The organism is Cryptosporangium sp. NPDC048952 (genome assembly GCF_043197895.1).
Taxonomy (GTDB): Bacteria; Actinomycetota; Actinomycetes; order Mycobacteriales; family Cryptosporangiaceae; genus Cryptosporangium.
Genome location: NZ_JBICTY010000002.1, coordinates 1,459,474 through 1,483,214 on the forward strand (window position 1 = coordinate 1,459,474; position 23,741 = coordinate 1,483,214).

General features: G+C 68.8%; 26 protein-coding genes and 2 pseudogenes. 6 read left to right on the top strand and 22 right to left on the bottom strand.

All coding sequences use genetic code 11. The features are described from left to right. The first annotated feature begins 118 nt into the window (after positions 1 to 118). The 3 genes from ACGFY5_RS15070 to ACGFY5_RS15080 are packed head-to-tail and all read left to right on the top strand — an operon-like array spanning position 119 to position 3,008. Entirely contained in the window at positions 119 to 1,174 is a 1,056-nt protein-coding gene (locus tag ACGFY5_RS15070) for a substrate-binding domain-containing protein (protein ID WP_392720202.1), read from the top strand. Beyond that, the gene (locus ACGFY5_RS15075; protein WP_392720203.1) at positions 1,171 to 2,193 is read left to right on the top strand and encodes an ABC transporter permease; all 1,023 of its coding nucleotides are present in this window, start codon (positions 1,171 to 1,173) and stop codon (positions 2,191 to 2,193) included. Before ACGFY5_RS15070 ends, ACGFY5_RS15075 begins: the two co-directional genes overlap by 4 nt. Continuing rightward, complete coding sequence (locus tag ACGFY5_RS15080) at positions 2,190 to 3,008, top strand: ATP-binding cassette domain-containing protein (protein ID WP_392720204.1); 819 nt, start codon at positions 2,190 to 2,192, stop codon at positions 3,006 to 3,008. The genes ACGFY5_RS15075 and ACGFY5_RS15080 overlap by 4 nt, the downstream gene beginning before the upstream one ends. A 60-nt stretch (positions 3,009 to 3,068) precedes the next feature. Here ACGFY5_RS15080 and ACGFY5_RS15085 read toward each other — a convergent pair whose 3' ends face one another. Then, positions 3,069 to 3,509 (bottom strand): ATP-binding protein, encoded by a 441-nt coding sequence (locus ACGFY5_RS15085; RefSeq protein ID WP_392720205.1) that lies wholly within the window; start codon positions 3,507 to 3,509, stop codon positions 3,069 to 3,071. Between the two features lie 185 nt (positions 3,510 to 3,694). Here ACGFY5_RS15085 and ACGFY5_RS15090 point away from each other — a divergent pair, with 185 nt between their 5' ends. Next, positions 3,695 to 4,126: a hypothetical protein gene (locus tag ACGFY5_RS15090; protein WP_392720206.1), complete on the top strand. Its 432-nt coding sequence runs from the start codon at positions 3,695 to 3,697 to the stop codon at positions 4,124 to 4,126. A gap of 10 nt (positions 4,127 to 4,136) precedes the next feature. Here ACGFY5_RS15090 and ACGFY5_RS15095 read toward each other — a convergent pair whose 3' ends face one another. The 8 genes from ACGFY5_RS15095 to ACGFY5_RS15130 all read right to left on the bottom strand — a co-directional run bounded on the left by ACGFY5_RS15095 (position 4,137) and on the right by ACGFY5_RS15130 (position 12,799). Next, a complete protein-coding gene (locus ACGFY5_RS15095) occupies positions 4,137 to 4,565 on the bottom strand; it encodes a DUF6910 family protein (RefSeq protein WP_392720207.1) in 429 nt (142 codons plus the stop codon). A gap of 415 nt (positions 4,566 to 4,980) precedes the next feature. After that, on the bottom strand, positions 4,981 to 6,207 hold the full coding sequence (locus ACGFY5_RS15100; protein ID WP_392720208.1) for a TetR/AcrR family transcriptional regulator: 1,227 nt from the start codon (positions 6,205 to 6,207) through the stop codon (positions 4,981 to 4,983). Positions 6,208 to 6,288: 81 nt separating this feature from the next. After that, positions 6,289 to 7,161, bottom strand: coding sequence for an SMP-30/gluconolactonase/LRE family protein (locus ACGFY5_RS15105; RefSeq protein WP_392720209.1), 873 nt, complete (start codon positions 7,159 to 7,161; stop codon positions 6,289 to 6,291). A 17-nt stretch (positions 7,162 to 7,178) separates the two neighbouring features. Beyond that, the gene (locus ACGFY5_RS15110) at positions 7,179 to 8,765 is read right to left on the bottom strand and encodes an AMP-binding protein (RefSeq protein WP_392720210.1); all 1,587 of its coding nucleotides are present in this window, start codon (positions 8,763 to 8,765) and stop codon (positions 7,179 to 7,181) included. Beyond that, positions 8,762 to 9,853 (bottom strand): acyl-CoA dehydrogenase family protein, encoded by a 1,092-nt coding sequence (locus ACGFY5_RS15115; protein ID WP_392720211.1) that lies wholly within the window; start codon positions 9,851 to 9,853, stop codon positions 8,762 to 8,764. The genes ACGFY5_RS15110 and ACGFY5_RS15115 overlap by 4 nt, the downstream gene beginning before the upstream one ends. Beyond that, the gene (locus tag ACGFY5_RS15120) at positions 9,846 to 11,018 is read right to left on the bottom strand and encodes an acyl-CoA dehydrogenase family protein (RefSeq protein ID WP_392720212.1); all 1,173 of its coding nucleotides are present in this window, start codon (positions 11,016 to 11,018) and stop codon (positions 9,846 to 9,848) included. The genes ACGFY5_RS15115 and ACGFY5_RS15120 overlap by 8 nt, the downstream gene beginning before the upstream one ends. 9 nt (positions 11,019 to 11,027) lie before the next feature. Beyond that, positions 11,028 to 11,801 (bottom strand): enoyl-CoA hydratase-related protein, encoded by a 774-nt coding sequence (locus ACGFY5_RS15125; RefSeq protein WP_392720213.1) that lies wholly within the window; start codon positions 11,799 to 11,801, stop codon positions 11,028 to 11,030. A 26-nt stretch (positions 11,802 to 11,827) separates the two neighbouring features. Further along, a complete protein-coding gene (locus ACGFY5_RS15130) occupies positions 11,828 to 12,799 on the bottom strand; it encodes an LLM class flavin-dependent oxidoreductase (protein WP_392720214.1) in 972 nt (323 codons plus the stop codon). Between the two features lie 237 nt (positions 12,800 to 13,036). Between ACGFY5_RS15130 and ACGFY5_RS15135 the strand changes: the two genes are divergently transcribed. After that, positions 13,037 to 13,330 (top strand): Dabb family protein, encoded by a 294-nt coding sequence (locus ACGFY5_RS15135; protein ID WP_392720215.1) that lies wholly within the window; start codon positions 13,037 to 13,039, stop codon positions 13,328 to 13,330. 159 nt (positions 13,331 to 13,489) lie between these two features. Here the strand turns inward: ACGFY5_RS15135 and ACGFY5_RS15140 are convergent. The 5 genes and pseudogenes from ACGFY5_RS15140 to ACGFY5_RS15160 form a co-directional block, all read right to left on the bottom strand. Continuing rightward, positions 13,490 to 13,750 (bottom strand): annotated as a pseudogene (locus tag ACGFY5_RS15140) (GGDEF domain-containing protein); the annotation flags it as partial. Further along, a complete protein-coding gene (locus ACGFY5_RS15145) occupies positions 13,717 to 14,052 on the bottom strand; it encodes a hypothetical protein (protein ID WP_392720216.1) in 336 nt (111 codons plus the stop codon). The pseudogene ACGFY5_RS15140 and the gene ACGFY5_RS15145, both read right to left, overlap by 34 nt. Positions 14,053 to 14,176: 124 nt before the next feature. Beyond that, positions 14,177 to 14,347: pseudogene (locus ACGFY5_RS15150) on the bottom strand (hypothetical protein); the annotation flags it as partial. After that, positions 14,323 to 14,469, bottom strand: a complete 147-nt coding sequence (locus ACGFY5_RS15155; RefSeq protein ID WP_392720217.1) for a hypothetical protein — start codon at positions 14,467 to 14,469, stop codon at positions 14,323 to 14,325. The pseudogene ACGFY5_RS15150 and the gene ACGFY5_RS15155, both read right to left, overlap by 25 nt. Positions 14,470 to 14,561: 92 nt before the next feature. Then, positions 14,562 to 15,212, bottom strand: a complete 651-nt coding sequence (locus ACGFY5_RS15160) for a TetR/AcrR family transcriptional regulator (protein WP_392720218.1) — start codon at positions 15,210 to 15,212, stop codon at positions 14,562 to 14,564. An 84-nt stretch (positions 15,213 to 15,296) separates the two neighbouring features. Here ACGFY5_RS15160 and ACGFY5_RS15165 point away from each other — a divergent pair, with 84 nt between their 5' ends. Then, positions 15,297 to 15,983: a Crp/Fnr family transcriptional regulator gene (locus tag ACGFY5_RS15165; RefSeq protein ID WP_392720219.1), complete on the top strand. Its 687-nt coding sequence runs from the start codon at positions 15,297 to 15,299 to the stop codon at positions 15,981 to 15,983. 81 nt (positions 15,984 to 16,064) lie between these two features. Here the strand turns inward: ACGFY5_RS15165 and ACGFY5_RS15170 are convergent, their stop codons facing one another. Genes ACGFY5_RS15170 through urtA form a run of 8 tightly spaced genes read right to left on the bottom strand, consistent with a single transcriptional unit; the run spans position 16,065 to position 23,668 of the window. Further along, entirely contained in the window at positions 16,065 to 16,664 is a 600-nt protein-coding gene (locus ACGFY5_RS15170) for a TetR/AcrR family transcriptional regulator (RefSeq protein ID WP_392720220.1), read from the bottom strand. Further along, entirely contained in the window at positions 16,661 to 17,233 is a 573-nt protein-coding gene (locus ACGFY5_RS15175; RefSeq protein WP_392720221.1) for a TetR/AcrR family transcriptional regulator, read from the bottom strand. Before ACGFY5_RS15175 ends, ACGFY5_RS15170 begins: the two co-directional genes overlap by 4 nt. Next, entirely contained in the window at positions 17,230 to 18,921 is a 1,692-nt protein-coding gene (locus tag ACGFY5_RS15180) for a purine-cytosine permease family protein (protein ID WP_392720222.1), read from the bottom strand. Before ACGFY5_RS15180 ends, ACGFY5_RS15175 begins: the two co-directional genes overlap by 4 nt. A 57-nt stretch (positions 18,922 to 18,978) precedes the next feature. Beyond that, positions 18,979 to 19,662, bottom strand: a complete 684-nt coding sequence (locus ACGFY5_RS15185) for an ATP-binding cassette domain-containing protein (protein ID WP_392720223.1) — start codon at positions 19,660 to 19,662, stop codon at positions 18,979 to 18,981. 1 nt (position 19,663) lies between these two features. After that, complete coding sequence (urtD, locus tag ACGFY5_RS15190) at positions 19,664 to 20,437, bottom strand: urea ABC transporter ATP-binding protein UrtD (protein ID WP_392720224.1); 774 nt, start codon at positions 20,435 to 20,437, stop codon at positions 19,664 to 19,666. Next, positions 20,434 to 21,501 carry an urea ABC transporter permease subunit UrtC gene (gene urtC, locus ACGFY5_RS15195; protein ID WP_392720225.1) on the bottom strand — a complete coding sequence of 356 codons (1,068 nt, stop codon included), beginning with the start codon at positions 21,499 to 21,501 and terminating at the stop codon, positions 20,434 to 20,436. The genes urtD and urtC overlap by 4 nt, the downstream gene beginning before the upstream one ends. Beyond that, complete coding sequence (urtB, locus tag ACGFY5_RS15200) at positions 21,498 to 22,382, bottom strand: urea ABC transporter permease subunit UrtB (RefSeq protein ID WP_392720227.1); 885 nt, start codon at positions 22,380 to 22,382, stop codon at positions 21,498 to 21,500. Before urtB ends, urtC begins: the two co-directional genes overlap by 4 nt. Further along, entirely contained in the window at positions 22,382 to 23,668 is a 1,287-nt protein-coding gene (urtA, locus tag ACGFY5_RS15205; protein ID WP_392720228.1) for an urea ABC transporter substrate-binding protein, read from the bottom strand. Before urtA ends, urtB begins: the two co-directional genes overlap by 1 nt. Positions 23,669 to 23,741 lie beyond the last annotated feature (73 nt).

Below are 23,741 nucleotides of genomic sequence, written 5' to 3' on the forward strand. Positions count from 1 at the left end.
CCGACATCGTTGTCAACACTGTGGACAGCCGCTCGATCCAATCCGGACCTGCGTCTTGACTCCACCGATTCAGTAAGTCGACACTCGCCGACAACGTTGTCAGGCGAAAGGGCAGACAATGTACCGACGTGCTTTTGGTGTACTCACGGCGGTCGCAATCGCCGTGGCTGCCGCCGGTTGCGGAGACAGCGGCGGCGACGGCGATTCGGTGTCGGTCTCGCTGATCACGAAGAATTCGACGAACCCGTTCTTCGTCACGATGCAGCAGGGCGCCAAGGATACGGCGAAGACCGAGGGCGTCGAGCTCACGCTGGCTGCCGGCAAGGAGGACGGCGACGAACAGACTCAGGTACAGGCCATCGAGGACGCCATCGCACGGGGCGACAAAGGCATCCTGATCACGACGAACGGTCCCGGCGTCAATCCGGCGATCAAGAAAGCCCGGGACGCCGGGCTGTACGTGATCGCGCTGGACACTCCCCCCGATCCGCCGGACACCGTCGACATCACGTTCGCCACCGATAATTTCCAGGCCGGCGAACTGATCGGCAAATGGACCGCCTCGCAGCTGGCGGGTAAGCCCGCCGCGATCGCGATGCTCGACCTGTTCAACGACAAGATCGTCTCGGTGGACTACAACCGCGATCAGGGCTTCCTGACCGGCATGGGCATCCCGACCGGTGACAAGAAGAAGAACGGCGACGAAGCCAAGGCCGGCAGCTATTCCGGTGGCGCCTATCAGATCGTGTGCAACGAACCGACGACCGGCGCCGAGGACGGCGGCCGGACCGCGATGGAACGGTGCCTGGCGAAAAATCCGGCGATCAACGTCGTCTACACGATCAACGAGCCGGCCGCCGTCGGCGCGCACAAGGCCCTGGAGGCCGCGGGCGTCAAGGACGCCCTGATCGTGTCGATCGACGGCGGGTGCGATGGGGTGCAGCAGGTCAAGGACGGCGTGATCGCCGCCACCTCGCAGCAGTACCCGGTCAAGATGGCCGAGCTCGGGGTCAAGGCGATCAAGGAGCTGGCCACCGGCGGGAAGAAGCCGGCGGTCACCGACGGCAAGGACTTCTTCGACACCGGGGTGGCGCTCGTCACGGACAAGACGGCGACCGGCGTCGAGAGCATCGACAGCACCAAGGGCGCGGAACTCTGCTGGGGTAAGTCGTGACGGCAACGGTCCAGACGGCGGCGGAGCAGTTCGCGCTCCGCCGCCGGTCACCGCTCCAGCGCGTCCAGCAACTCCTGCACGCGCACCCCGCCGTCAGCCCGCTCGTCGTCCTCGTCCTCGCGTTCGCGGTGTTCTCGGCGCTCAACCCCCGCTTCGCCCAGCCCGCGTCGCTGTCCCTGCTCCTGCAGCAGGTCGCGGTCATCGGGGCGCTCGCGGTCGGGCAGACGCTGATCATCCTCACGGCAGGCATCGACCTGTCGGTCGGCGCCGTGACGATCCTCGCGATGATGGTCGGCGCCAAGCTCGCGGAGGGCAACGGCATCCCCGGCATCGTGGCCGTACTGGTCGCGATCGGGCTCGGGGTGGTGGCCGGGCTGGTCAACGGCGTGCTGGTGACAAGGATCGCGTTGCCGCCGTTCATCGTCACGCTGGGGACGCTCAGCGTCTTCACCGCGATCGGGCTGCTCTACACCAGCGGGCAGAGCGTCCAGGCCGGCGACATTCCCGCGCTGCTGAACTGGACCGGCGAGTCGTTCGGAGTCGGGCGCTGGCGCATCACCTGGGGCGTCGTCATCGTCCTGCTGCTGTACCTCGGCGTCGGCTTCGCGCTGGCCAACACCGCCTGGGGCCGACACGTGTACGCCGTCGGTGACGACAAGGAAGCCGCGCACCTCGCCGGCATCCGCGTCAACCGGGTCCTGCTCAGCGTCTACCTCGTCGCCGGGGCGATCTACGGCCTGACCGCCTGGATCCTGATCGGCCGGGCCGGGGCGGCGAGCCCCAACGCGATCGTGGACGCGAACCTGGAAAGCATCACTGCCGTCGTCATCGGCGGCACCAGCCTGTTCGGCGGACGCGGGGCGCTGCTGGGCACGCTGCTCGGCGCGCTGATCGTCGGCGCCTTCCGCAGTGGCCTGTCGCTGGCCGGTGTCGATGACCAGTGGCGTGTACTCGCCGTCGGCCTGCTGGTGATCACGGCCGTGGCGGTCGACCAATGGATCCGGAAGGTGAAGGTATGAGCCCGGAACCGGTTCTGTCCGCCCGCGGGCTGGTGAAGACATTCGGACGCGTCGTCGGTCTGGACGGCGTCGACCTCGATCTCTACCCGGGCGAGATCCTGGCGATCATCGGCGACAACGGTGCGGGCAAGTCGACGCTGATCAAATGTCTGACCGGCGCGCTCGTTCCCGATGCCGGCGAGATTCGCGTCGATGGGCAGGCGGTGCAGTTCCGCGGCCCGCTGGACGCTCGCGCGGCCGGTATCGAGACCGTCTACCAGACCCTCGCCGTCGCGCCGGCCCTCGACATCGCGAGCAACCTCTTCCTCGGCCGGGAACGCCGCCGGCCGGGCGTGCTCGGCAGCGTGTTCCGCATGCTCGACAAGAAGGGCATGCGCGACGAGGCTGCCACGGCGCTGGGCGACCTCGGCATCGGGACGCTCCAGAACATGGCGCAGCCGGTGGAGACGCTCTCCGGCGGTCAGCGGCAGGCGGTGTCCGTGGCGCGGGCCGCCGCGTTCGGCAGCAAGGTCCTCGTCCTGGACGAACCGACCGCCGCGCTGGGGGTCCGCGAGTCCGGGCAGGTGCTGCGGATGATCGAGGAGGTCCGCTCCCGCGGCCTTCCGACGATCCTGATCAGCCACAACATGCCCCACGTATTCGAAGTCGCCGACCGCATCCACATCCAGCGGCTGGGCCGGCGCGCGGGAGTGATCACACCCGGCTCGCACACGATGGCCGAAGCGGTGGCGATCATGACCGGCGCGGTGACCCTGTCGTCAGACGATCGTGCACCCGCCGTCCACGACGAGGGCCGAACCGGTCAGGAACGCTGATGCGGGAGACACCCGGAGGCCGCTGCCGGAGCCTGAACCTCGGTACTCGCGGCGGCGCAATCACACGGCGGGGAACTGCGCCCAGACGTGTTTGACCGGTCCGGCGCCGGCGTCGTCGACATACCAACCGAGGTCCGCGGCTAGATCGCGGGCCAGTTTGAGCCCTAGACCACCGGCGCCGGGCGGGCGCCTCTCGGCGTATTCGGGAACGAGTTGCGGAGCGTGGTCGGCGACGTCCAGCACGTACGACTCGGCGGTGCGGAACAGCGTCACGATGGTCGGCGGCAAGCCGTGCCGTAGCGCGTTGGTGGCCAACTCGGAGGCGACCAGCATCATCTTCTCCGGAACGTCGTCCAACCCGGTGTCGGCCGGCAACTCCCTGCCGGTCACGGCGGAATAGACACCTCGCCGCAGCTGCTGGAGTTCGGCCTCGTCGCTCAGCACCCAACGTCGCAGCGGGGCATGGGAGGCAGGCAACGATGCGGCGGTCAGCGGGGGCATGCCTTCGTCATGCCCTGACCTCGACCACCTCTCACCGTCGAACACCATTCAATCTGCGGGTCCGCCCCGGTCAACACTCGTTCCCACCAGACAGTGCGGGTTCCCTGCGTCGGAGTCGGGCGAGAGTGGGTATTGCCGTCTCACTGTCGCCGCCTACGGATGCCCGGGAAACAGAGTCGCCCGCGATGACCAACCACCACCTCGACGTGCCCACGCCCCCGGAAGGCATCCGCTTGCCGCTGGGGCATTCCTACGACGAGATACACGCCGCGAACGGGGACCTTCTGCTCGCTGCCTACACCCGTGTGGACGCGGGGACGCACCGCGCCGTCCTGCAGCTCCTCGGGGAGATCGACGCGCTGAGCATCGTCTGGTTCCGCGACCGGCTGACCGCCACCGTCACCGAAGTCACCACGGTGGGGCAACGCCCCACGATCCACCTCGATCTGCACTCCGTGGGCTTCTTCAGCGCCTCCGCCGCCGGTCTCCTGGCGGGCCTCACCGCGGCCGGCACCGACCTGGTCGTCCACCGGCCCTCGCGCATCGTCTCCCGCGTGCTGACCCTCACCCGTACCACCTCGCAGCTACGCGTCGACCCCACCGAACCACCTCTGTGAGTAATCAGCCTCACCAGAGCACGCGGAGCGCCAACCGAATCGAGGGCGTCTCCGGATCGTCCGCGTCAACGACAGCCCACAGCCGGACCCCGTCCGATGTCGCAGCTGCAGCGCTCACGACCACGCGGCCGTCGGCGAGAGCCACCGCGTCAGTGACGGCCAGCCCCGCGCCCTCCAGGTTGAGCTGACCGTCGCCGACACCGAGCGCGTCAGCCACCACGCGATACACGGGGGCCAGGTCGGCGACGGTGAACGCACCGGACGGCGTCACCAGCGACGCCCGCGTCCGACCGGCGGCCGAACCGGAGCCGAGCAGCAACACACCTTCCCCGCCAACCGCGCACGCCGCCTCGAAATCCGGCTTCACATGTTTCGTTCCGGCCGCGGAGCTGAAGAACTCGAGACCATTCACCGGTTCGACGACACGCACCGCGGTCACCGCGGCGCCACGCCGACGCCCCGGCGCAACCCACGCGGTTAAGCATTCGACTCACTCGACCGCGAGGCGTAACGTCAATCACCAGAGCGTCGGGTTGACCCCCGGCGACGTCCTCGTTGCGCGCGATACCGGCCGACCGGCGCCGGTATGCCCGAGGCCGGATCGATCCCGATCCCCAGCACCTCTGACGGCACCGTCCTGTCGTACATGCGTCCGAAGCCCTGGGAGGCTCTGATGTCCACGTCCACGCTCGTTTCGATGCCCCGAACCACCTCGTCCGGTTCACGCGTTCCACGGCCGGCGCAGCTTTCCACCCCGTCCCCCGAGCGAGGAGGCCGCACACCCTCCGACTGTGCGCCGGACTGCGACTACTGCTGCGGGCCGGAAACCGACTGAGGCGACCGCGCAGGACCGCTCACTGACCGGGCGGTACGGTCCGCGCGATACCGAGGCTCGCCAGCACCACATTCGTCAGTTCGCGCCCGAGATCGGGGTGACGACGCAGGTGCGGAATCCGCGCGCAGTCGTGGATGATCGTCCTCGCCGCACGGGCGAGAACTGCCGCCGCCGCTTCGCCGACGTCAGGCCGCGCCACCCGTAGCCACCGTTCCCACTCCGCGTTCTGATCGGCCTGGACCCGGTCGAATCGATCGCGGACCGCGTCCGGCAGGTGTGGCCGCTCGGTCAGGGAAACCGCGAGCAGATCGGTCGCCTCGAGGGCGACGCGGACGTAGCCGCGCGCCAGCTCGGCCAGCACGCCGTCGTCCGGGCCCGGTGCGCGCATGGCGCGATAGGCCTCGAGGGCTGTCCACTCGTCGAAGCGGTTGACCGCCGCCACGAGGATCTCGGCCTTGTTGTCGTGGTACCGGTACAACGCGGGTCCGACGAATCCGACCTGCGCCCCGATGTCGTCGACGCTGACCCCGCCGAATCCTCGCTCGCGGAAAGCCTTCGCCGCCGCGTCGATGAGCTGGTCACGGCGAGACAGCGGGGCTCGTTCGGTTGCCGCAGTGCGTTCGACCGGGGCGCCGGGCCCCGCGGGCAGGTCGATCACGCGTCGGCTGGAGGCAACCAGCTCACGATCGAGGTGCGGTCGCGGAAGAGCCGGTTCGTGCAGGCCCGAACTGGTGAGGATGCTGACGACACCCCAAATCCTGACCTCGGCGGTTTCGGCGTCGAGACCCGGCCGGCCGGTGTCGATGAGCAGCGCGGTGAACTGCTTGGCCATCGAGCGGGTGCGGTCGCGGACACGTTCGTACGCGTCGGCGTCGAGATGGCGGGCTTCGCGCTGCCACAGGGGAGACAGCTGACGGCTCTCGATCGCGGCGTCGGCGATGGCCCGCAGCGTCGAGTCGAGGTCCCGTTCCTCCGCGGGCGAGGCGGTCAGCCGAGTGAGCGTGTCGATGAGCCGTTGCTGGTCGTTGAGCACGACGTGAGCGAGAAGTGCCTGCTTGCTCGAGTAGTGGCGGTAGAGCACACGGGCGGTGACGCCGCTCGCCTCGGCGATGTCGTCCATGCGGACGGCGTGGAACCCGCGCGCCGCGAACAGTTCGCCGGCGTTCCGCGCGATCTCGTCGCGCCGTTCTCGGGACCGGGACGAGGAGGGCTCCGCGGCCGGCAGACTCGAGGCGGCGGGGCTCAAGCGGGCGGCCCTCCTCGTGGGGTTTCTGCGATCGTAGGCCAGTATCGTAGGCCAGAGCCGAGGACCGCTCGCCCTCGGCGCTCAGCCGCCGGCCGACCCGGGCGCTCCCGCGCGGCCGACCGAGGCCGTGGCGATCGTCGCGCTGGACTTGCCCTGAACGAAGTCGGCGAGGGTCGTGGCGTTGCAGGCCAGGTACAAGGTGGCGAGATCGTCGCCACCGAAGGCGCAGGCGATGGCTTGCGCATCGGGAACCGGGACCTTGTCCGTGATCTCGCCGCCTTCGACGACCCGGTAGAAGCCGCTGTCGTCACCCTCGACGAGTGCGTTGCCGAACCAGATCCCCCCGTCGCTGTCCAGCGCGATGCCGTCGGGGTTGTAGGACTCCCCGAGTTGCGCCCACACCTGCTGGTTGGACAGCGTTCCGTCCGCGCCGACGTCGAAGCTGGTGATCCGGTGCCGGAAGGTCTCGGCGAGCAACAACTTGCCGTCCGGCGTGATCGCCATGCCGTTGGGGAAGAGGACGTCGCCCTCGACTGCGGTCAGGGTGCCCTGCGGATCGATGTGTCCGAGGGACGTGGGCTTCGGATCCTCCGCTCCGATCGCGAAACCGAAGTTGCCGACGTAGATGTGCCCCTCATGGGTCACGAGCATGTCGTTACCGGGGCCGCCGGCGATCGTGCCGAACTCGGCGAAAGTGCTGAGGGTGCCGTCCGACTCGATCCGTTCGACGGTGGCGCCGGCCTGGGAGACGACAAGCGGGGTGCCGTCGGGGAGAAAGCCCAGGCCGGACGGTGCGCCGTCGACGACGGCCACCGTGGTGGCGCTGCCGTCCGCCGCGAACGTCAGAACCTCCCTGCTGAAGAAGTCGCTCGCCCACAGTCGGCCGTCGTGCCAGCGCAGGCCTTCCAGGAACTGATGCCCCGAAGCGAACTCGGTGCGGTCGTGCTGCTGCATGGGTGCCCCCTTGGTCGTCATGCGTTCGTTGCCTTGCTCGCCAGTTCGCGGAGCAGGAATTTTTGGACCTTGCCGCTGGCATTGCGGGGCAGTTCGTTCACGAGCAGGAGCCGTTCGGGCAACTTCTGCCGGGCCATTCGCCGTGCCTCGAGCCACCCGACGAGCTCGCCGAGCGTCACGCTCCGACCGGGTCGGGGAACGACCACGGCACACACGCGTTCGCCGACCACGGGATCGGGCGACGAGACGATTGCGACCTCGGCGACCTGCGGGTGCTCGAAGAGTTGGTCCTCGATCTCTTTGGCGCTGATGTTCTCGCCCGAACGGATGATGATGTCCTTCTTGCGGCCGGTGATCTCGACGTAGCCGTCGGCGTCGATGCGGGCGAGGTCGCCGGTGCGGAACCACCCGTCGGCTGTGAACGCGTCGTCGTTGAGGGAACTGTCGAGGTAGCCGAGGAACAGCTCGGGTCCTCGGACGTGGAGCTCACCGTCATCGGCGATGCGTACCTCTGCGTCCCCGATCCGACGGCCGTCCGTCATGGCCCGTTTGGCGAGGTCGTCGGAGTCGTTGCACGCGCTCGCGGTGGGGAACTCGGTCGACCCGTAGCCCCGGCTCACCATGCACCTCAACGCGGTGGTGGCGCTCCGTATCAACTCCGGCGGAACGTCCGCACCGCCGCAGGCGAACACGCGCAACGAGCTGATGTCGTGGTCGGTCAGCGCCGGGTGCTGGACGAGGCCGAGCAGGAACGGCGTCGCGGCCACCACGAAGCTGCACGCGTGCTGCTCGATGAGTTCGAGGGCCCTGCCCGGCTCCCAGACGTCGAGCAGGACGACAGTCGTACCGAGCATGAACGGCAGCTGCAGGCCGTACAGAACTCCGATGATGTGACCGACCGGCGAGGGCATGAACACCACGTCGGACCCGGTGAGACCGAAGAAGTCGATGATGCTGCGGTTCTCGTAGTCGAGGGTGTTGTGGTTGTGGAGGGCGCCTTTCGGAGCCGCCACCGTGCCGGAGGTGTACAGCAGCAGGGCGATGTCGTCGGCGTCCCGCGAGCTGCGGCGCAACGCCTCAGGGTCTCCCCCGGCGAGGAACGACTCGAATGCGAGGTGACCCTCGTGGGTGGGCTCGCCGACCACCACGACGGTCGTGAGGTCGGGAAGCTCGGCCCGGATCTCCTCGACCATCGCCGGGTAGTCGAACCTCCGGAAGACGCCGGGCACGACGAGCACTGTGGTCCGTGCCTGCCGGAGAATGAACGCGGTCTCGCGGTGACGGTAGATCGGGATGATGGGGTTGCTGACCGCGCCGATCCGGAGCGCGGCGAGGTGCACGACGATGGCCTCGGCCCAGTTGGGGAGGATCCACGACACCACCTCTCCGGCGACGACGCCCTGCGCCTGCAGCGCGGCGGCGAACCGGTTGACCGCACGGTCGAGGTCGGCGTAGCTCCAGGACCGGTCCCGGTCGATCACCGCTACCCGACCCGGTGTGGCCGTCGCGGCGGCGGCCAGGTGGGAGTCGACGAGAGTTCCGGTCCAGACGCCGGACTGCGTGTGTTCGAGACGGCGGTGCGGGTCCAGTCGGGTCGGCTTCATGCGAGGGTCTCCGTCGCGCGGTCCAGCAGGGCGGCGCCGATCCTGCGGTGGAGTTCCTGTTCATCGCCGTACCAAGCACGCAGCGCCACCGCGCGCTTGTAATACCAACTGACGTCACTCTCCGTGGTGAAACCCATCCCGCCGTGCAATTGGATCGCGTCCTCGCAGATTCGAACGGCCGTCCCCGCAGCGTGGGCCTTGGCCGACACGGCCACGAGTTCGAGCTCAGCGACGTCGGTCGCGTCGCCGGCGTCGGCGAGCGCGGCCAAACAGAGGCTGTGCAGTCCGGACGACGCGGTGTGCATGTCGGCGGCGATGTGCGCGAGCGCCTGAAACGCCCCGATCGGTCTGCCGAACTGCTCGCGGGTCTTCAGGTGCTGGACCGTTCGGTCGAGGCTGCTACGGGCGAGCCCGTCGAGTTCGCACGCCAGGAACAGCCGCGCCCACGCTCTGATCCGCGTGATCAGCTCGGTGTCGTCCCGGCCGACGACCGCGTCGACGTGGACGCCGGTGAGGTCGACGCGGCCGAACGACACGGCGGGATCAGCGCTACGCAGTGCTGAGATCCGCACGCCGTCCGCGCGGGGATCGACCAGGCAGAGAACGCTGCCTGCGACGACGGCCAACAGGCTCGCGTGCTGAGCGAACCTGGCCGCAGCGACGCTGCCGTGCAGTCGGCCGCCGGTGAGCGAGACCGACCCGAGGTCGGTGGAGCAGTCGTCGGAGACGCCCGGGTCGACCAGCGCGACAGGCACACCGGTCCGGACCGCAGCCGCGAGGGCGTCCGACCCTTCCCCGTCGCCGGAGCGTTGCAGCAGCGCAGGCAGGAGCGTGTTCTCGAGCAGCGGTCCGATCAGCAGGTGGCGCCCGGCCTGCATGAACATCCCGCCGAGGTCGGACAGCGGAACACCGAGTCCGTCCTCGGCTTCGGGCACGGCGAGCGAGTACCAGCCGAGGTCAGCCAGCTCGGCGGCCAGCGGCGCGTCGAATCCTCCGGCGCCCAGCAGGGCACGGCGCCTGTCGACGGTGTAGTGCCGCACGAGGTACTCGTCGACGGCCTGGTCGAAGCGGGCGAAGTCGTCAGCCACGGGGCAACCCCAGGAGTTTCTCGGCCACGATCGTGCGTTGGATCTGCGAGGACCCGCCGTAGATGGACGCGGCACGGGAGTACAGGTGCTCGCGGGCCCAGCGCCCACTGGGCAGCCCGAGAGGCTGTGCGTCGGGGACCGCGCGCAGCGGGCCCAACAGCTGCGCGAGGTCACCGAAAACGAGCTGCTCCACGTGTGTGAGCAGTAGCTTGTCGACGGAGTCGACAGGTGTGGGTCCGACCCCGTCGACCAAACGGGTCGTGGTCCGCCGGGTCTGGCCGTCGAGCGTCCGCAGCGCGGCGTAGCACCGACCGAGGGTCGCGGTGATCCGCTGCCGCCGTTCGGACGACTCGGGAACGGCCGCCAGATGGGTGCGCAGCTCGGTGATCGCCTCGCCGAGAGCTACCTCGCACTCGACGCGGCGGCGGACCGCCGCTGACGCCCGTTCGCTTCCCAGCGTGTGCGATGCGATCGCCCACCCCTCGTTGACCGCACCGAGCAGCCTGCTGCTCGGTACGCGAACGTCGTCGAAGAAGACCTCGCAGAACTCGCGGTCTCCGGTCATCTGCTCGATGCGCCGCGTCGTGATGCCCGGACTGCTCATGTCGACGAGCAGGTAGCTGATTCCGGACTGCTTGCGCACCGTGGTGTCGGTACGGACGAGCAACGCGCACCAGTGGGCCTCGTGCGCCCAACTGGTCCAGATCTTCTGGCCCGAGACCACGAAATCGTCGCCGTCGACGACGGCCCGGGTTCGGAGTGAGGCGAGGTCGGAGCCGGCGCCCGGCTCGGAGAAACCCTGGCACCAGATGTCGTCGCCGGACAGTAGCCGGGGCAGCAGCTCGGACCGCTGCGCATCGGTGCCGTAGCGGTCGATCGAAGGGCCGACCACCTCCAGGCCGATGAGGCCGATCGGTGACGGTGCGCCTGCGCGGGCCAGCTCCTCGGCGAACACGAGCCGGTGGAGCGGACCACGGCCCGGCCCGCCCGGGTCGGTCGACCAGCCGATGCCGAGCCATCCCGCGTCGTAGAGGGTCTTCTGCCACCGCCGCAGCACCGTGAAACGGGCGTCGAGGTCCTCGTCGACCACGGGGATGTCGGAGCCTGCGAGCCAGGCCCGTGCGCGAGCTCTGAACTGCTCGATGGATTCGGTTTCGCTGTGCATCCCGGCCCCTCAGCGTCCGGTGTAGACCGGCGGGCGACGCTCCAGGAACGCGTTCACGGCTTCCTTGGCGTCGTCGTATCCGGACAGCTGCCGGGTCAGGCCCTGCTCGAACTCGTAGCCCGGCTTGAGGGCCAGGTACTCGATGCCGTTGAGGCTCTGCTTCGCGAGGCGGAGGGCGACCGGACTGTGCCGGGCGATCGAGCGCGCCAGCTTCCGGCTCTCCTCGAGCAGCTGGTCGGCGGGGACGACGCTGACGATGCCGCCGTAGGCCTGGAGTTGCTCGGCCGGATACAGGTCACCGGTGAAGTGCATGAGCCGCACGACGCCCTGCGGCACCAACCGTGAGAGGTGTTTCGCGCCGCCGAGGACACCCACGTTGACCTCCGGGGTGGCGAATCGCGCACCCTTCGCGGCAATGACCAGATCGCACGAGGCGGCGATGGCCAGCCCCGACCCGACTGCGACGCCGTGAACAGCGGCGATCACCGGCGTCGGCGAGTCGTAGATCGCCCAGAACGCTTCCCGGGCGGTCCGCAGCCGCTCGGGCGCGTTGGCGGGATCCATGGTCTGGAACTCGGCCAGGTCGTTGCCCGCGCAGAAGTGCGGTCCCCGGCCGGCGAGGACGATGGCCCTGGCGTCCGGCAGGTAGTCGTCCACGTGGCTGAAGACGTGGTGGATCTCGTCGTACAACTGCTTGTCGGTGGCGTTGACGGGGGGACGGTTCAGCCAAACCGTCGCGATCGGCCCGTCCGGCTCGAGCTCGATGAAGCGCAGGTCGCGCATCGGCGTCAGAGATCCTCTCGGGTTGCTCAGCTGTTGAAGACGGTGGCGACGGCTTCGAGCTCGCGTGGGATGTCGGAACCGGCCGGCTGGTAGTGCAGGTAGGAGACGCCCGCCTCTTCGAACTGGTCGATGCGCGCTCGCCAGTCCTTCGCCGTCAACGCCGCCCCGGACGCGGTCACGACCGCGCCGTTGACGAACGGCATGTCGATGTCATTGACACCGACGACGTGCCGATCGTGCATGGCCAGGTGGCGGACGTCCTTCGGGATGTGGTCGTACGCGGCCGCCCACACGTGCCCGGCCTCACCGAGCAGTGCATCGATCTGGTTGTGCTCGACCGCCCAGTGCAGGAACAGGGCCGCGTACCCACCGGCCGCATCGATCACCCGCGGCGAGCCGGGGTCTTCACCCTCGTCGAGCACGGTGCCCGACACGATCATCATCTGGTCGTCGAAACCCGGCTCGGGCGCGCTGATCCGGAACAACTCGGCGCCGACCTCGCGGGCGACCCGGGTGCCCATCGGGCCTTCGCCCGCGACCCCCCACGCCACCGACACCGGACCGGGACCGAAACGCTCGTCGGGATGGATGACCTGCATGATCGCGCCCTCCCACTCGACGCGTTCGCCGCGCAGCAGAGCCTGGACGACCTCGATGTAGTGCTTGACCTCCGCCCACCGCATCGCCGGTTTGCCCATCGCCATCCGGCCGGTGAAGCCGCTCCCCACGCCGACCATCACCCGGTCCTCACCGACCGCACTGATCAACGTGGTGATCGCGGACGCGGTGACCATCGGATGACGCAGCGCGGGAATCAGGACGCCAGTCCCGAGCACGATGCGATCGGTCAGCTCCGCGGCCCGGTAGAGCGCCATCCAGACGTCGGGGTACAGGGCGGGCGAGTCGTAGCACAGCGCTCGCTCGTAGCCGAGCTCTTCCGCGATGCGGATGTGCTCGGGGGTCTCCAACGACGTCGCAAACGAGCATCCCAGTTTCATCGTCACTCCTCTGTGCGCGATGGAAGAGCCCGGCTGCACGTTCCGGTGCCGGCCGTCAGAACGTAAGCGCGACAGGTCGCAGGTGTCAATGAGTACTAACTCGCGAATGCTGGGCCCTTGGACGCAATAGGCGCTTATCCGTGGTTGATGGCCCCCGGTGTCAATGGATGCTCACTTCTTCGGCATTGACAGCGCGGTGCTCGATGGGGAGTCTGAGCGGTCTAAGGAGGTCGACGCATGCTCATTCACTGCCTGACCCTGGTGTTCAAGGACTCCGCCACGAGCGCCGACGTCGAAGCGTTCCGAACCGCGCTCGCGGAGCTTCCGGCCCGGCTGCCCTTCGCTATCCGGACTCGGCAGGGGGCCGATCTCGGCGTCCGTCCGACGAACGCCGACTACGCCGTCGTGACGGAGTTCGAGCACGCGGAAGACTTCGGTGCCTACCTCGTTCACCCTGCTCACCTCGCCGTACCGAAGGAACACGTGGCGTCGGTGCAGAGTGTGCAGTTCGAGCTCGACGAGCCCTTCTGACGACGGCGACGCGCATCCAGAGCTCACGTCGCGCAGGAATCGGGCCCCGGCTACGGAGTAGTCACGAGCTCCGCCGGCGATGCGGTCTCCACGCGTCGTCACCCGCAGGGTCCCGTCGTCGACCACGAACCGGCGCGCGGCCACCCGCTCCCGGAGTGCCTCGACCCTCGCGCGGCCCTCGTCGGTGGTGGTGCCCGGATACACCAGCACGAACTCCTCCCCGCCGTTCCGCGCCACCACGACACCCGGCGGCTGCCCCTCCGCCAGCTCCCGGGCGATGCCGACCAGCACGTCGTCACCGACCGCGTGTCCCCAGGTGTCGTTGACCCGCTTGAAGTGGTCGATGTCCACCAGCGCGACGCAGGTCGGCTCGCCCGAACGCAGTTTCAGTGCGTCGGTGAGGTAGCGGCGGTTGTGCAGCCCTCGATCCGGACGTCGCGCCGCTGGGCGAGGTCCGGGCCGAGGCGCACGAGCAGCTGCCGGGCCGGCCGGTTGAAGTCCCGGACGTATCCGGCCCGGTCGACGATGCAGAAATAGTCGGAGAGCTCGTCGATCACCTGTTCGCGCGCCACCGGCAGCAGGTCGAACGAATGGCGATCGAGCGCGACCCGGAGCACCACGACCGTGGACGCCATACCGATCAGCGTCAGCTCGACGCCGAGCGGAACCACCTCCAGCGCGACGACGTTCACCACGATCGGCGGCAGCGCGATCGCGATCATCCAGCCCAGCTGCCGCTTCTTCTTCTGCGAGGCCGCGGGGTCGGCCAGGTGCGTTGAGCGCGACCGGGCCGAAGAACAGGTGGTGCCATCCGTCGGTGGCCGCGAGCACCGTGGCGACGACCGGCTCGACCGACAGCAGCGCGATCCGCCGCCGGGTCGTCCAGGACGGGTCACCGATCGTCCAGACCAGCACCGCGTAGGAGGTGATCAACGACCCCTGGGCGACGATGCCGACGGTCGCGAGGACCCGCAGTGTCGTCGCGTCGGAGGTCAGCGTGGACGCGCACGCGAGCACGGCCCACAGCCGCCGGCCAGGCCGCCCAGGGGCCGGGCACCGGTGCGGCGGGTGCGTCCGTGCCATGCCGCCACCACGGTGTGGGCGCCGATCGACGCGACCACGCCGTAGGCAAGCGTCATCAGCTGCGCCAATGCATTGTGACTCACGTATCGGCAGCCACGGGTCCGAACTGAGCGGGGTCCGTCAGTCGTCGCGGATCCACCGACACCGGTCAATATCCGAGCGCGCGCCGGATCGTCGACTCGGCCTCGGTCATCGAGACGCCACCCGGCACCACCAGCACCGCGACCGGCTCGTTCCGGGACGCCGGATCGAACGTTCCCCGCACCTCCGCCAGCGCGGTCTCGACCTCCGCCTGCGGATCGACGCTCTCCCCCCGCAGCCACCGGCGCAGCACGTGGTTGTGCGCCGCGACAACCGCCGCCGAGGCCAGCTCGGCCCGCAGCTCCGCGGGCTCCGAACCGTCGCCCCCGCGACTGAGGAACTGGCGGAACAGCCGCTGGTACCGCGCGCCGCTGATCAGCTCGCGGTCGCGCAGCGCCTGAACGGCCGAGGTCAGCCGGTAGCGCTCGCGGGCCCGCTCCCCCTCGGCGACGTAGTGGAACAGCACGACCTTGACCGCCTCGGTCACCGCTTTCAGCGCGGAGTCGGCGGTGGTGGAACGCAGCCGCTCCTCGACGCGGCGCAGGAGCTCGTCGTGGTCGGGGAAGATCACCGCTTCCTTCGAGCCGTAGGCCCGGAAGAACGTGCTCCGGCTGACGCCGGCGGCCGCCGCGATGTCCTCGACCGAGGTGTCCTCGTAGCCGCGCGTCGCGAACAGCCCGAACGCCGCCTCGGCGATCGTGTCCCGCCCTGTCCCCATCAGCCGTCCCCTCGTCGTACCGCTAGACATTCTGCTGTCTGAAACCTAGTCTCAAATATTGACACTGAGGTTCAGGAGGTCGCCATGGACGAGGCACTCGCGAGGTGTGGGCTCTTCCAAAACGTCGAATCGCAGGCCGCGGAGGCGCTGGCGTCGAACCTGAAGTACCTCGACCTGTTTAAACGGGAGGTGATCTTCACCGAGGGCGAGGTCGGCGACTCGCTGTACGTCGTCCTCGAAGGCAAGGTCAAACTCAGCCGGCTCGCGCCCGACGGGCGGGAGAGTCTGCTCGCGGTACTGGGGCCGTCCGACCTGCTCGGCGAGCTCGCCGTGTTCGACCCCGGCCCGCGTACCGCCAGCGCGGTGGTCGTCGCCGACGCCCGGCTCGCCCAGATGCGCCGCGACCAGCTCCGGCCCTGGCTCGCCGAACGACCCGAGATCGGGCCGCACCTCCTGCGCGTACTCGCGCGGCGGTTACGCCGCACCGGCGATCAGCAGGCCGACCTGATCTTCACCGACGTCGCCGGACGGCTCGCCAAGGCACTGCTCGACCTGGCTCACCGCTTCGGCACGCCCGAACGGTCGGGGGCCGAGCATGCCATCCGGCTCAATCACGAGCTGACTCAGGACGAGCTCGCCCAGCTGGTCGGGTCGTCGCGCGAGACCGTCAACAAGGCGCTGTCCGGCTTCGCGACGCGCGGCTGGATCCGGCTCGACGGGAGGTCGATCCTGCTCCTCAACCGCGACCGCCTCGCCCAGCGCGTGCGCTGAGCCGCCGGAACTCCGCGCGTCCGCGGCGAACGTGACACCCGAAGCGGACCCCGCATCCGCCAGGGAGGCGCCGGCGGTCCGCTACGGCGCGACGCGGTCGCGGATGGTGTCGAGCACCGCCTCCGCCGCCCACGCGGCGGCGTCGGCGATGTCACGCGCGTCCATGCCGAACTCGCGGCGGAACGTCACCCAGGTGCCGGCGGAGTCGAGGTGCGACAGCGCCGCGATGACCGCTCTGCGCTGCGCCGCGTCCAGAGACGGCACCTCGGCGTCCAGCAGCCGCTCGAGCTGCGCCCGGCCGGGCGACGGCGCCGCGCCGCTCACGCCGCGCATCGCGGTCTCGGCGACGACGTGCGCGAGCTCCGGCCGCGCGTCGTACCGCTGCATCGCGTCGCGGATCGCGAGGGGGATGTCGAAGATCGAGTCCGACTCCTCGCGGGCGAACAGCGTCGCCTCGATCCACGCCGCGGTCGCCAGAAGCAGGTCGACGCGCGTGGGGTAGTTGCGGAACACCGTGCGCTCGCCGATGCCGGCCCGGCGCGCGATGACCCGGTACGACACGTCGTCGCTGCCGACCTCCTCGATCAGCTCCGCGTAGGCGGCCAGGATCGCCGCCTGCGTGCCGCTCAGCGTCGGCCCCGCGGTCACACGCTCGGCGCCGCCGTGACCGGAGGCGGTCACGGCTCTGCCCGCGTCGCGTCCGGCAGCCGCGCGAGCACTGTGCCCACGGCGCGGTCGAACGCGTCGCAGATCTCGCCGGCGTCCAGGTCGAAGCCCGTGCGCAGCCGCGCCCAGAACATCGCCGACGAGAAGTAGCGCAGGGATGCCGCGACCCGCCGCCGATCCCGCCGGTTGAGCGTCGGCGCCGCCACGTCGAGCATCGCCTCGATCGCCCGCGTGATGTAGGCCGGCCCGGCTGCGTCGAGCGTCGGCGAGATCGCGGACGCCCGCGCGCCGACGTACGCGTACGCGGGCAACGCGTCGAAGGCGCGGAAGCGGTCGTGTACGGCGGCGCAGAAGTCGGAGACGGTCACGAACGGCGGCAGCGGAAAGCAGGTCTGCTCGATCCAGTTCGACAGCGCGGCGAGCAGGTGCGCGCGCGTGGGGTACTGACGGTAGATCGTGCGCTCCGAGATGCCGACCTCGTCGGCGAGGGCACGATAGGAGATGTCGTCGAACGTCCGCTCGCGCAGCAGCACTGCGGCGCTCGCGAGAATCGCGGTCGCGGTGTCGACCGGCTCGTCGCTCACGATCCCTCCCCTCGGTCGGCTGCCCAGTGGGCGACCGCCCAGCGCGGGGGCCCGGTGACTTCCGCGGGGAGCACGTGTCGATCGGAATCGTCGAGCGTGAGCGCCAGCGACGAGACGTACTGCACCTCGCCGTGCGGTCCCCTCTCGGCCGAGGCCAGCATATCCGGCCGCTCGAACAAGTACCCCGTGACATGGCAGCGGAGCCGCTCACCCGAGGGGTTGCCGTCGGCGTCGAACCGTGGGGAGTCGATGCCGTCGGAGCGACGGCGCAGGTAGTAGCGTCCCCGCGTGGCGAGGGCCGTGACCGGTGTGGCGACGAGCGCGACGCCGATCGCGATGAGCACCGAGAACGGCTCGAGGCCCGGACCGAGCAGCCCGGCGAACGCGAGCAGCGACAGCACCGAGGCGAGGCCCACCGACACGAGCCCGACCGGGTTCCAGTCGTGCAGCATGCCGCGGCGGAATTCCGGGAAGCGCGGCGAGATGCGCAGCAGCCACTTGTTGATGGCGATGTCGGCGGCAATCGTCACGAGCCACGCCATGACGACGTTCGCGTAGAGGCTCAGCACGAACGAGATGAGCGTGAAGACGTCCAGCATCATGAGCGCGTAGGCGATGACGAGGTTGAACAGCACGAAGATCGTGCGCCCCGGGTAGTGCTTCGCCAGCCGGGTGAAGACGTTCGACCACGCGAGCGAGCCCGAGTACGCGTTCGTCACGTTGATCTTCACCTGCGCCACCACGATGAGCACGAGGGCGAGAACGATCGCGAGCCAGTCGGGAACGAGGGTCTGGTACATGACGACGAACTGCTTGACCGGCTCGGTCGCGCGGTGCCCGAGGCCGGGTTCGACCTTCACCAGGAGATAGACAGCGAGGAACACCCCGATCACCTGTTTGGTGCCGCTGAAGATGACCCATCCGGGGCCGGCGAACGCGAACGACGTCCACCACGAGCGGGTGTTCGACGCCGTGCGCGGCGGCATGGCACGGAGGTAGTCGATCTGCTCCGCCAGCTGCGGGCTGAGGGCGAAGCACACGGCGGCACTCGAGACCACGGCACCGAACTTGATCGAGCCGTCGGAGTTGCCGGTGAACGACGTGAAGGCGTGGACCACCTCGGGGTCGGAGACGAGGATCCACAGCAGCGGTAGCAGGGCGAGGGCGAGCCACAGCGGTGTGGTCCAGAACTGCAGGCGCTCCAGCGCGCGCATGCCGTAGATGACGATCGGGATCACGACGACGGTCGAGAGGAGATAGCCGAGCCACAGCGGCATCCCCGTCGCCACCTGCAGTCCCTGCGCCATGATGGCGCCCTCCAGGGCGAAGAAGATGCAGGTGAAGCCCGCGAAGATCATGGTGGTGATCATCGAGCCGTAGTAGCCGAATCCCGAGCCACGGGCGATGAGGTCGAGATCGAGGTTGTAGCGGGCGCCGTAGTAGGCGACGGGCACACCCACGATGACGATGACGACCGACGCGAACAGGATGCCGAGCACGGCGTTGGCGGTGCCGTGATCGATGCCGATGCTCGCGCCGATCGAGAAATCGGCGAGGAACGCGATGGACCCGAGGGCGGTGGCGCCGACGGAGGCTGCGCTCCAGCGCCGGAAGGTGCGCGGTACGTAGCGGAAGGCGTAGTCCTCGAGGCTGTCCTCCGCGGCCGCGCGCGCGTTGTCCGTCGACACAGTGGCGCCCCCTCGCGGGGTATCTTCCCCGCCCGGTGTTTCGACCGCGTTGCGGACTCAAATCGCCATGGCGGCTCGCACGGTGGACGTGGCGGCCGCGCCGCCGTCTCCGGTCTGGGAGACGCGGCCGGAGGCGAGCACGACGTAGCGCTCGGCGGCCTCCAGGGCGAAGCCGATGTGCTGCTCGACGAGCAGCACGTTGATGCCCTCCTCGGCCAGCTGGATGATCGTCTGCTCGATCTCGGCCACGATCGTGGGCTGGATGCCCTCGGTCGGCTCGTCGAGGATGAGCAGCTTCGGTGAGGTGATGAGGGCACGGGCGATCGCGAGTTGCTGGCGCTGCCCGCCCGAGAGCAGACCCGCCTTCCGGGCGGCGAACTGCTCCAGTGCGGGGAAGCGAGCCAGCTGGGCGTCGATGAGGGCCTTGCCGCCCCGGCGCCCGTCGGCCACCAGCTGCAGGTTCTCGAGTGTCGAGAGCTGGCCGAAGGCTTGCTGGCCCTGCGGTACGTACGCCATGCCGCGAGCGATCCGCTGATTGGGGGCGAGCGACGTGACGTCCTCGCCGTCGAACATCACGCGTCCCCGCGACGGCTTGATGAGGCCGATCGCGAGACGCAGCAGCGTCGTCTTGCCGGCGCCGTTGTGACCGAGCACGGCCACGACCTTGCCGGTCGGCACCGTCACACCGTGCAGCACCCGGGTGCGCCCGTAGCCGGCCTCGACGTCGGTGAGGTCGAGCACGTCAGTCCTCCTTCGGTTCCGCTACGGCCGCCATGGCGGCTGTGGTCGCAGCTCCCGCGGTACCCAGGTAGACCTCCTGCACCTTCGGATCGGCCTGCACCTCGGCCACCGTGCCCTCCGAGAGCACCGTGCCCTGGTGTAGCACCGTCACGCGCGTGGCGAATCGGCGCATGAAGTCCATGTCGTGCTCGACCACGAGCACGATGTGGTCCGCCGCGACGCGCTGCAGGAGCTCACCGGTCGCGGTGCGCTCGTCCTGGCTCATGCCGGCCACGGGTTCATCGAGCAGCAGCACTTTCGCGTCCTGCACGAGCAGCATCGCGATCTCCAGCCACTGCTTCTGGCCGTGCGACAGGATGCCGGCCGGAGTCGCGAGCTCGCCCGTGAGTCCGGTCTGCTCCATCGCCCGCTCGATCGACGGATCGACGCCCGGCCGGGCCCGCAGCAGCGAGGCCGAGGAACGGTGGCGTCCGGCGGCGATGTCGAGGTTCTGCAGCACCGAGAGCTCGTCGAAGACGCTCGCGGTCTGGAACGTGCGGCCGACCCCGAGGCGCACGATCTTGTGCACCTGCTTGCCGAGCAGCTCGCTCTCGCCGAGCCTCGCCGACCCGGTGCCCTTGGTCAGCCCCGTGATGGCGTCGATGCAGGTCGTCTTACCGGCGCCGTTCGGGCCGATGAGGAACCGGACCTCGCCGGGGTGCGCGTCGAAGGAGACGCCGCCGACTGCGACGAAGCCCGAGAACTCGACGCGGAGGTCCGTGACGACGAGGCTCATGACCTCACCTCTTCGAGCTCCACGGGCGCGGCCACCGGGCGTGCGTCAGGGCGCGCCACGGTGCGCTTGAGTGACGACAGGCCCTTCGGCAGGAACAGGATGACGACGACGAACAGCAGACCGAGGACGTAGGGCCAGCCGTCGGGCCAGGTCGAACCGAGGCTCGATTGCCCCCACCCGACCGCCATCGCACCGAGCGCGGGACCGAACAGCGACGCGCGGCCGCCGAGTGCGACACCCGCGATCATCAAGATCGACGCGGAGGCTCCGATCTCGGCCGGAGTGATGATGCCGACGATAGGCACGAACATCGCTCCGCCGATGCTCGCCATCAGCGCGGAGACGACGAAGGCGACGAGCTTGATCGTGCCCGGGTCGTAGCCGAGGAAGCGGACGCGTTCCTCGGCGTCCCGGGTGGCGACGAGGAGCTCACCGAAGCGGCTGCGGTAGAGCTGCCGCACCGCGAGCAGGCACACGACGAGAAGCGCGGCTGCGATGAGGTACACCATGACCTTGTTCGCGGGGTCGTTCAGCACGTAGCCGAAGAAGTACTTGAAGTCGCTGAGCCCGGTGTCGCCGCCGGTCTGGCGGATCGTGGAGCTGATCAGGGTGGCCAGCGCGATGGCGAGCGCCTGCGTCAGGATCGCGAAGTACGCGCCCTTGACGCCACGCTTGAACAGCGCGTAGCCGAGGATGCCGGCCACGACCACCGGAAGCAGCACGATCGCCAGCAGGGTGAACCCCGCGCTGCGGAACGGCTCCCAGAACACCGGGAGCGGCGCGAGGGGGTCGTAGAGCACCATGAACCCCGGGATCCGGTCCCCCGCGGTCTCCAACGTGAGGTGCATGGCCATCGAGTAGGCCCCGAGGGCGAAGAACACCCCCTGCCCCAGCACGAGCATCCCGCCTCGGCCCCACGCGAGGCCGATTCCGACGGCCGCGATGGCCCAGCAGCAGTACTTGCCGAGATTGTTGAGCCAGTGGTCGCTGAGCACGAGCGGAGCAACCGCGAGGAGCAGGACAGCCAACACCCCGATGCCGACCAGGGAGCGCCATTTGGTCATGCCAGGCTCCTCGTTCGCACCGTGAACAGTCCCTGCGGGCGCAGCTGCAGGAAGACGATCACGAGGATGAAGGCGAGCACCTGCGCCAAGCTGCCGGTCGTCCAGTCAGCGAAGTACGCGAGGGCGACGCCCACCGCCCACGCGGCGATGATCGTGCCCTTGAGCTGCCCGATGCCACCGGCGACGACGACGAGGAACGCCGGGATGATGTACTGCGTGCCCATCTGGGAGTTCGTGCCTCCGATGAGCGACGCGGCCACGCCGGCGATCCCCGCCAGACCGGACCCGGCGAAGAACGTCAAGCGGTCGACGGTGCGGGTGGAGATCCCCGACGTCTCGGCGAGGTCCCGGTTCTGCACTGTCGCCCGGATGCGTCGGCCGAACGAGGTGTACCTGAGCCAGGCCGCCAGCGCGGCAACGCAGACGGTCGCGAGCACGATGGTGAACAGCTGCCGGAGCGGCCACTCGTAGCCGAGGACGTTCAGCTGCCCGTCGAGCCAGCCGGGCTTCTCCACCGGGACGCCCTGGGACGGGAAGATCTGCAGTGCCGCCTGCTGCAGGACCAGGCTGACCCCGACCGTGACCAGCAAGGTGTCGAGTGGCCTGCGGTACATCCACTGGATGATGGCGACCTCCAGCAGGAGGCCGAACAGACCGGCGACGACGAACGCGACCGGCAGCGCGACCGGGATCGACAGATCACTGGAACTGATGACCTGCTGGACGAGGTACGCGGTGAAGGCGCCGATCATGAGGAACTCGCCGTGGGCCATGTTGATCACGCCCATCTGACCGAAGGTGAGCGACAGGCCCAGCGCGGCGAGCAGGAGCAGCCCGCCTTGTGCGCTGCCGTTGAGCAGCGGTGTGATCACGGCGTCCATCAGCCGGCTGCATCCGTGAGCTGCTTGCGGATGTCCGCCGGGAACCAGTCGTAGCCCTCGAGGTAGGGGTCGGGCTCGATGAACTTGTCCGAGGCCCAGACGACGTTGAACTGGTTCTGAGCGTTGATCTGTCCGATGTGGCCCGGCTTGGAAATGTGGTGGTTCTCGCCATCGAGCGTGACCGTGCCCTCAGGGGCGTCGAACGTGATCTTGTTTTTCTTCGCCGCGTCGTTCACCGCGTCGACGTCGAACGAGCCGGCCTTCTCGACGAGAGCCTTGTACAGGTACAGCGAGATGTAGGCGGCCTCCATCGGGTCGGAGGTGACGCCGCTGGAATTCGGGTACGCCTTCCAGTCCGTGATGAACTTCGGGTTGGTGGGCGTCTTGAGCGACTGGAAGTAGTTCCAGGACGCGTAGTGTCCGGTGACCTCGTGGCCCATCGCCGGCGCCTCCTCCTCGGCGATCGACACCGAGATGATCGGCGTCTTCGCGGCGGTGAGGCCGGCGTCGTAGTACGCCTTGACGAAGCCGACGTTCGACGAGCCGTTGATCGTGTTGAAGATGAAGTCGGGCTTGGCCTTGACGATCTTGGCCACCTGGTTGGTCCAGTCGTCCTTGTCGAGGGGTACGTACTCCTCACCGACGATCTGGATGCCGAGCTCCTTCGCGTACAGCTTGATGATCGCGTTCGCGGTACGCGGGAAGACGTAGTCGCTACCGGCGAGGAACAGCTTCTTCACCCCGCGGGACTTGAGGAAATCCATCGCCGGGATGATCTGCTGGTTCGTCGTCGCACCGGTGTAGTAGATGTTCTTCGACGACTCGAGGCCCTCGTACTGCACCGGGTAGAAGAACAAGCCGTTGTTCTTCTCGACGACCGGCTTGACGGCCTTGCGCGATGACGACGTCCAGCCGCCGAAGATCGCGGCGACGCAGTCCTGGGTGAGCAGCTTCTCGGTCTTCTCCGCGAAGGTGGGCCAGTCGGTGGCGCCGTCCTCCTGGACGTATTCGATCTTCTTCCCGAGGATGCCGCCGCCCGCGTTGATCTCGTCGGCGGCCATGTGCAGCACGTTGGAGACGGTCTTCTCGGAGATCGCCATGCCGCCGGTGAGTGAGTTGAGGAAGCCGAGCTTGATCGTGGCGCCGGAGGCGTCGACGCAGCTGGCGGCCGGAGCCGATCCCTGAGCAGCCGTGTCGTCGCCGGCTCGGGAGCCGCAGCCGGCGAGCACGAGGACCACGGTCATCCCGGCTACAAGCGCGCGCAGTCGCTTGCTGGTGATGGACATAGGTAAGAGCTCCGTTCCTGGGAAGGGCCAGGTGCAGCTCGCTGCTGCAGGTGAAAGCAGATTGACTGCGCGT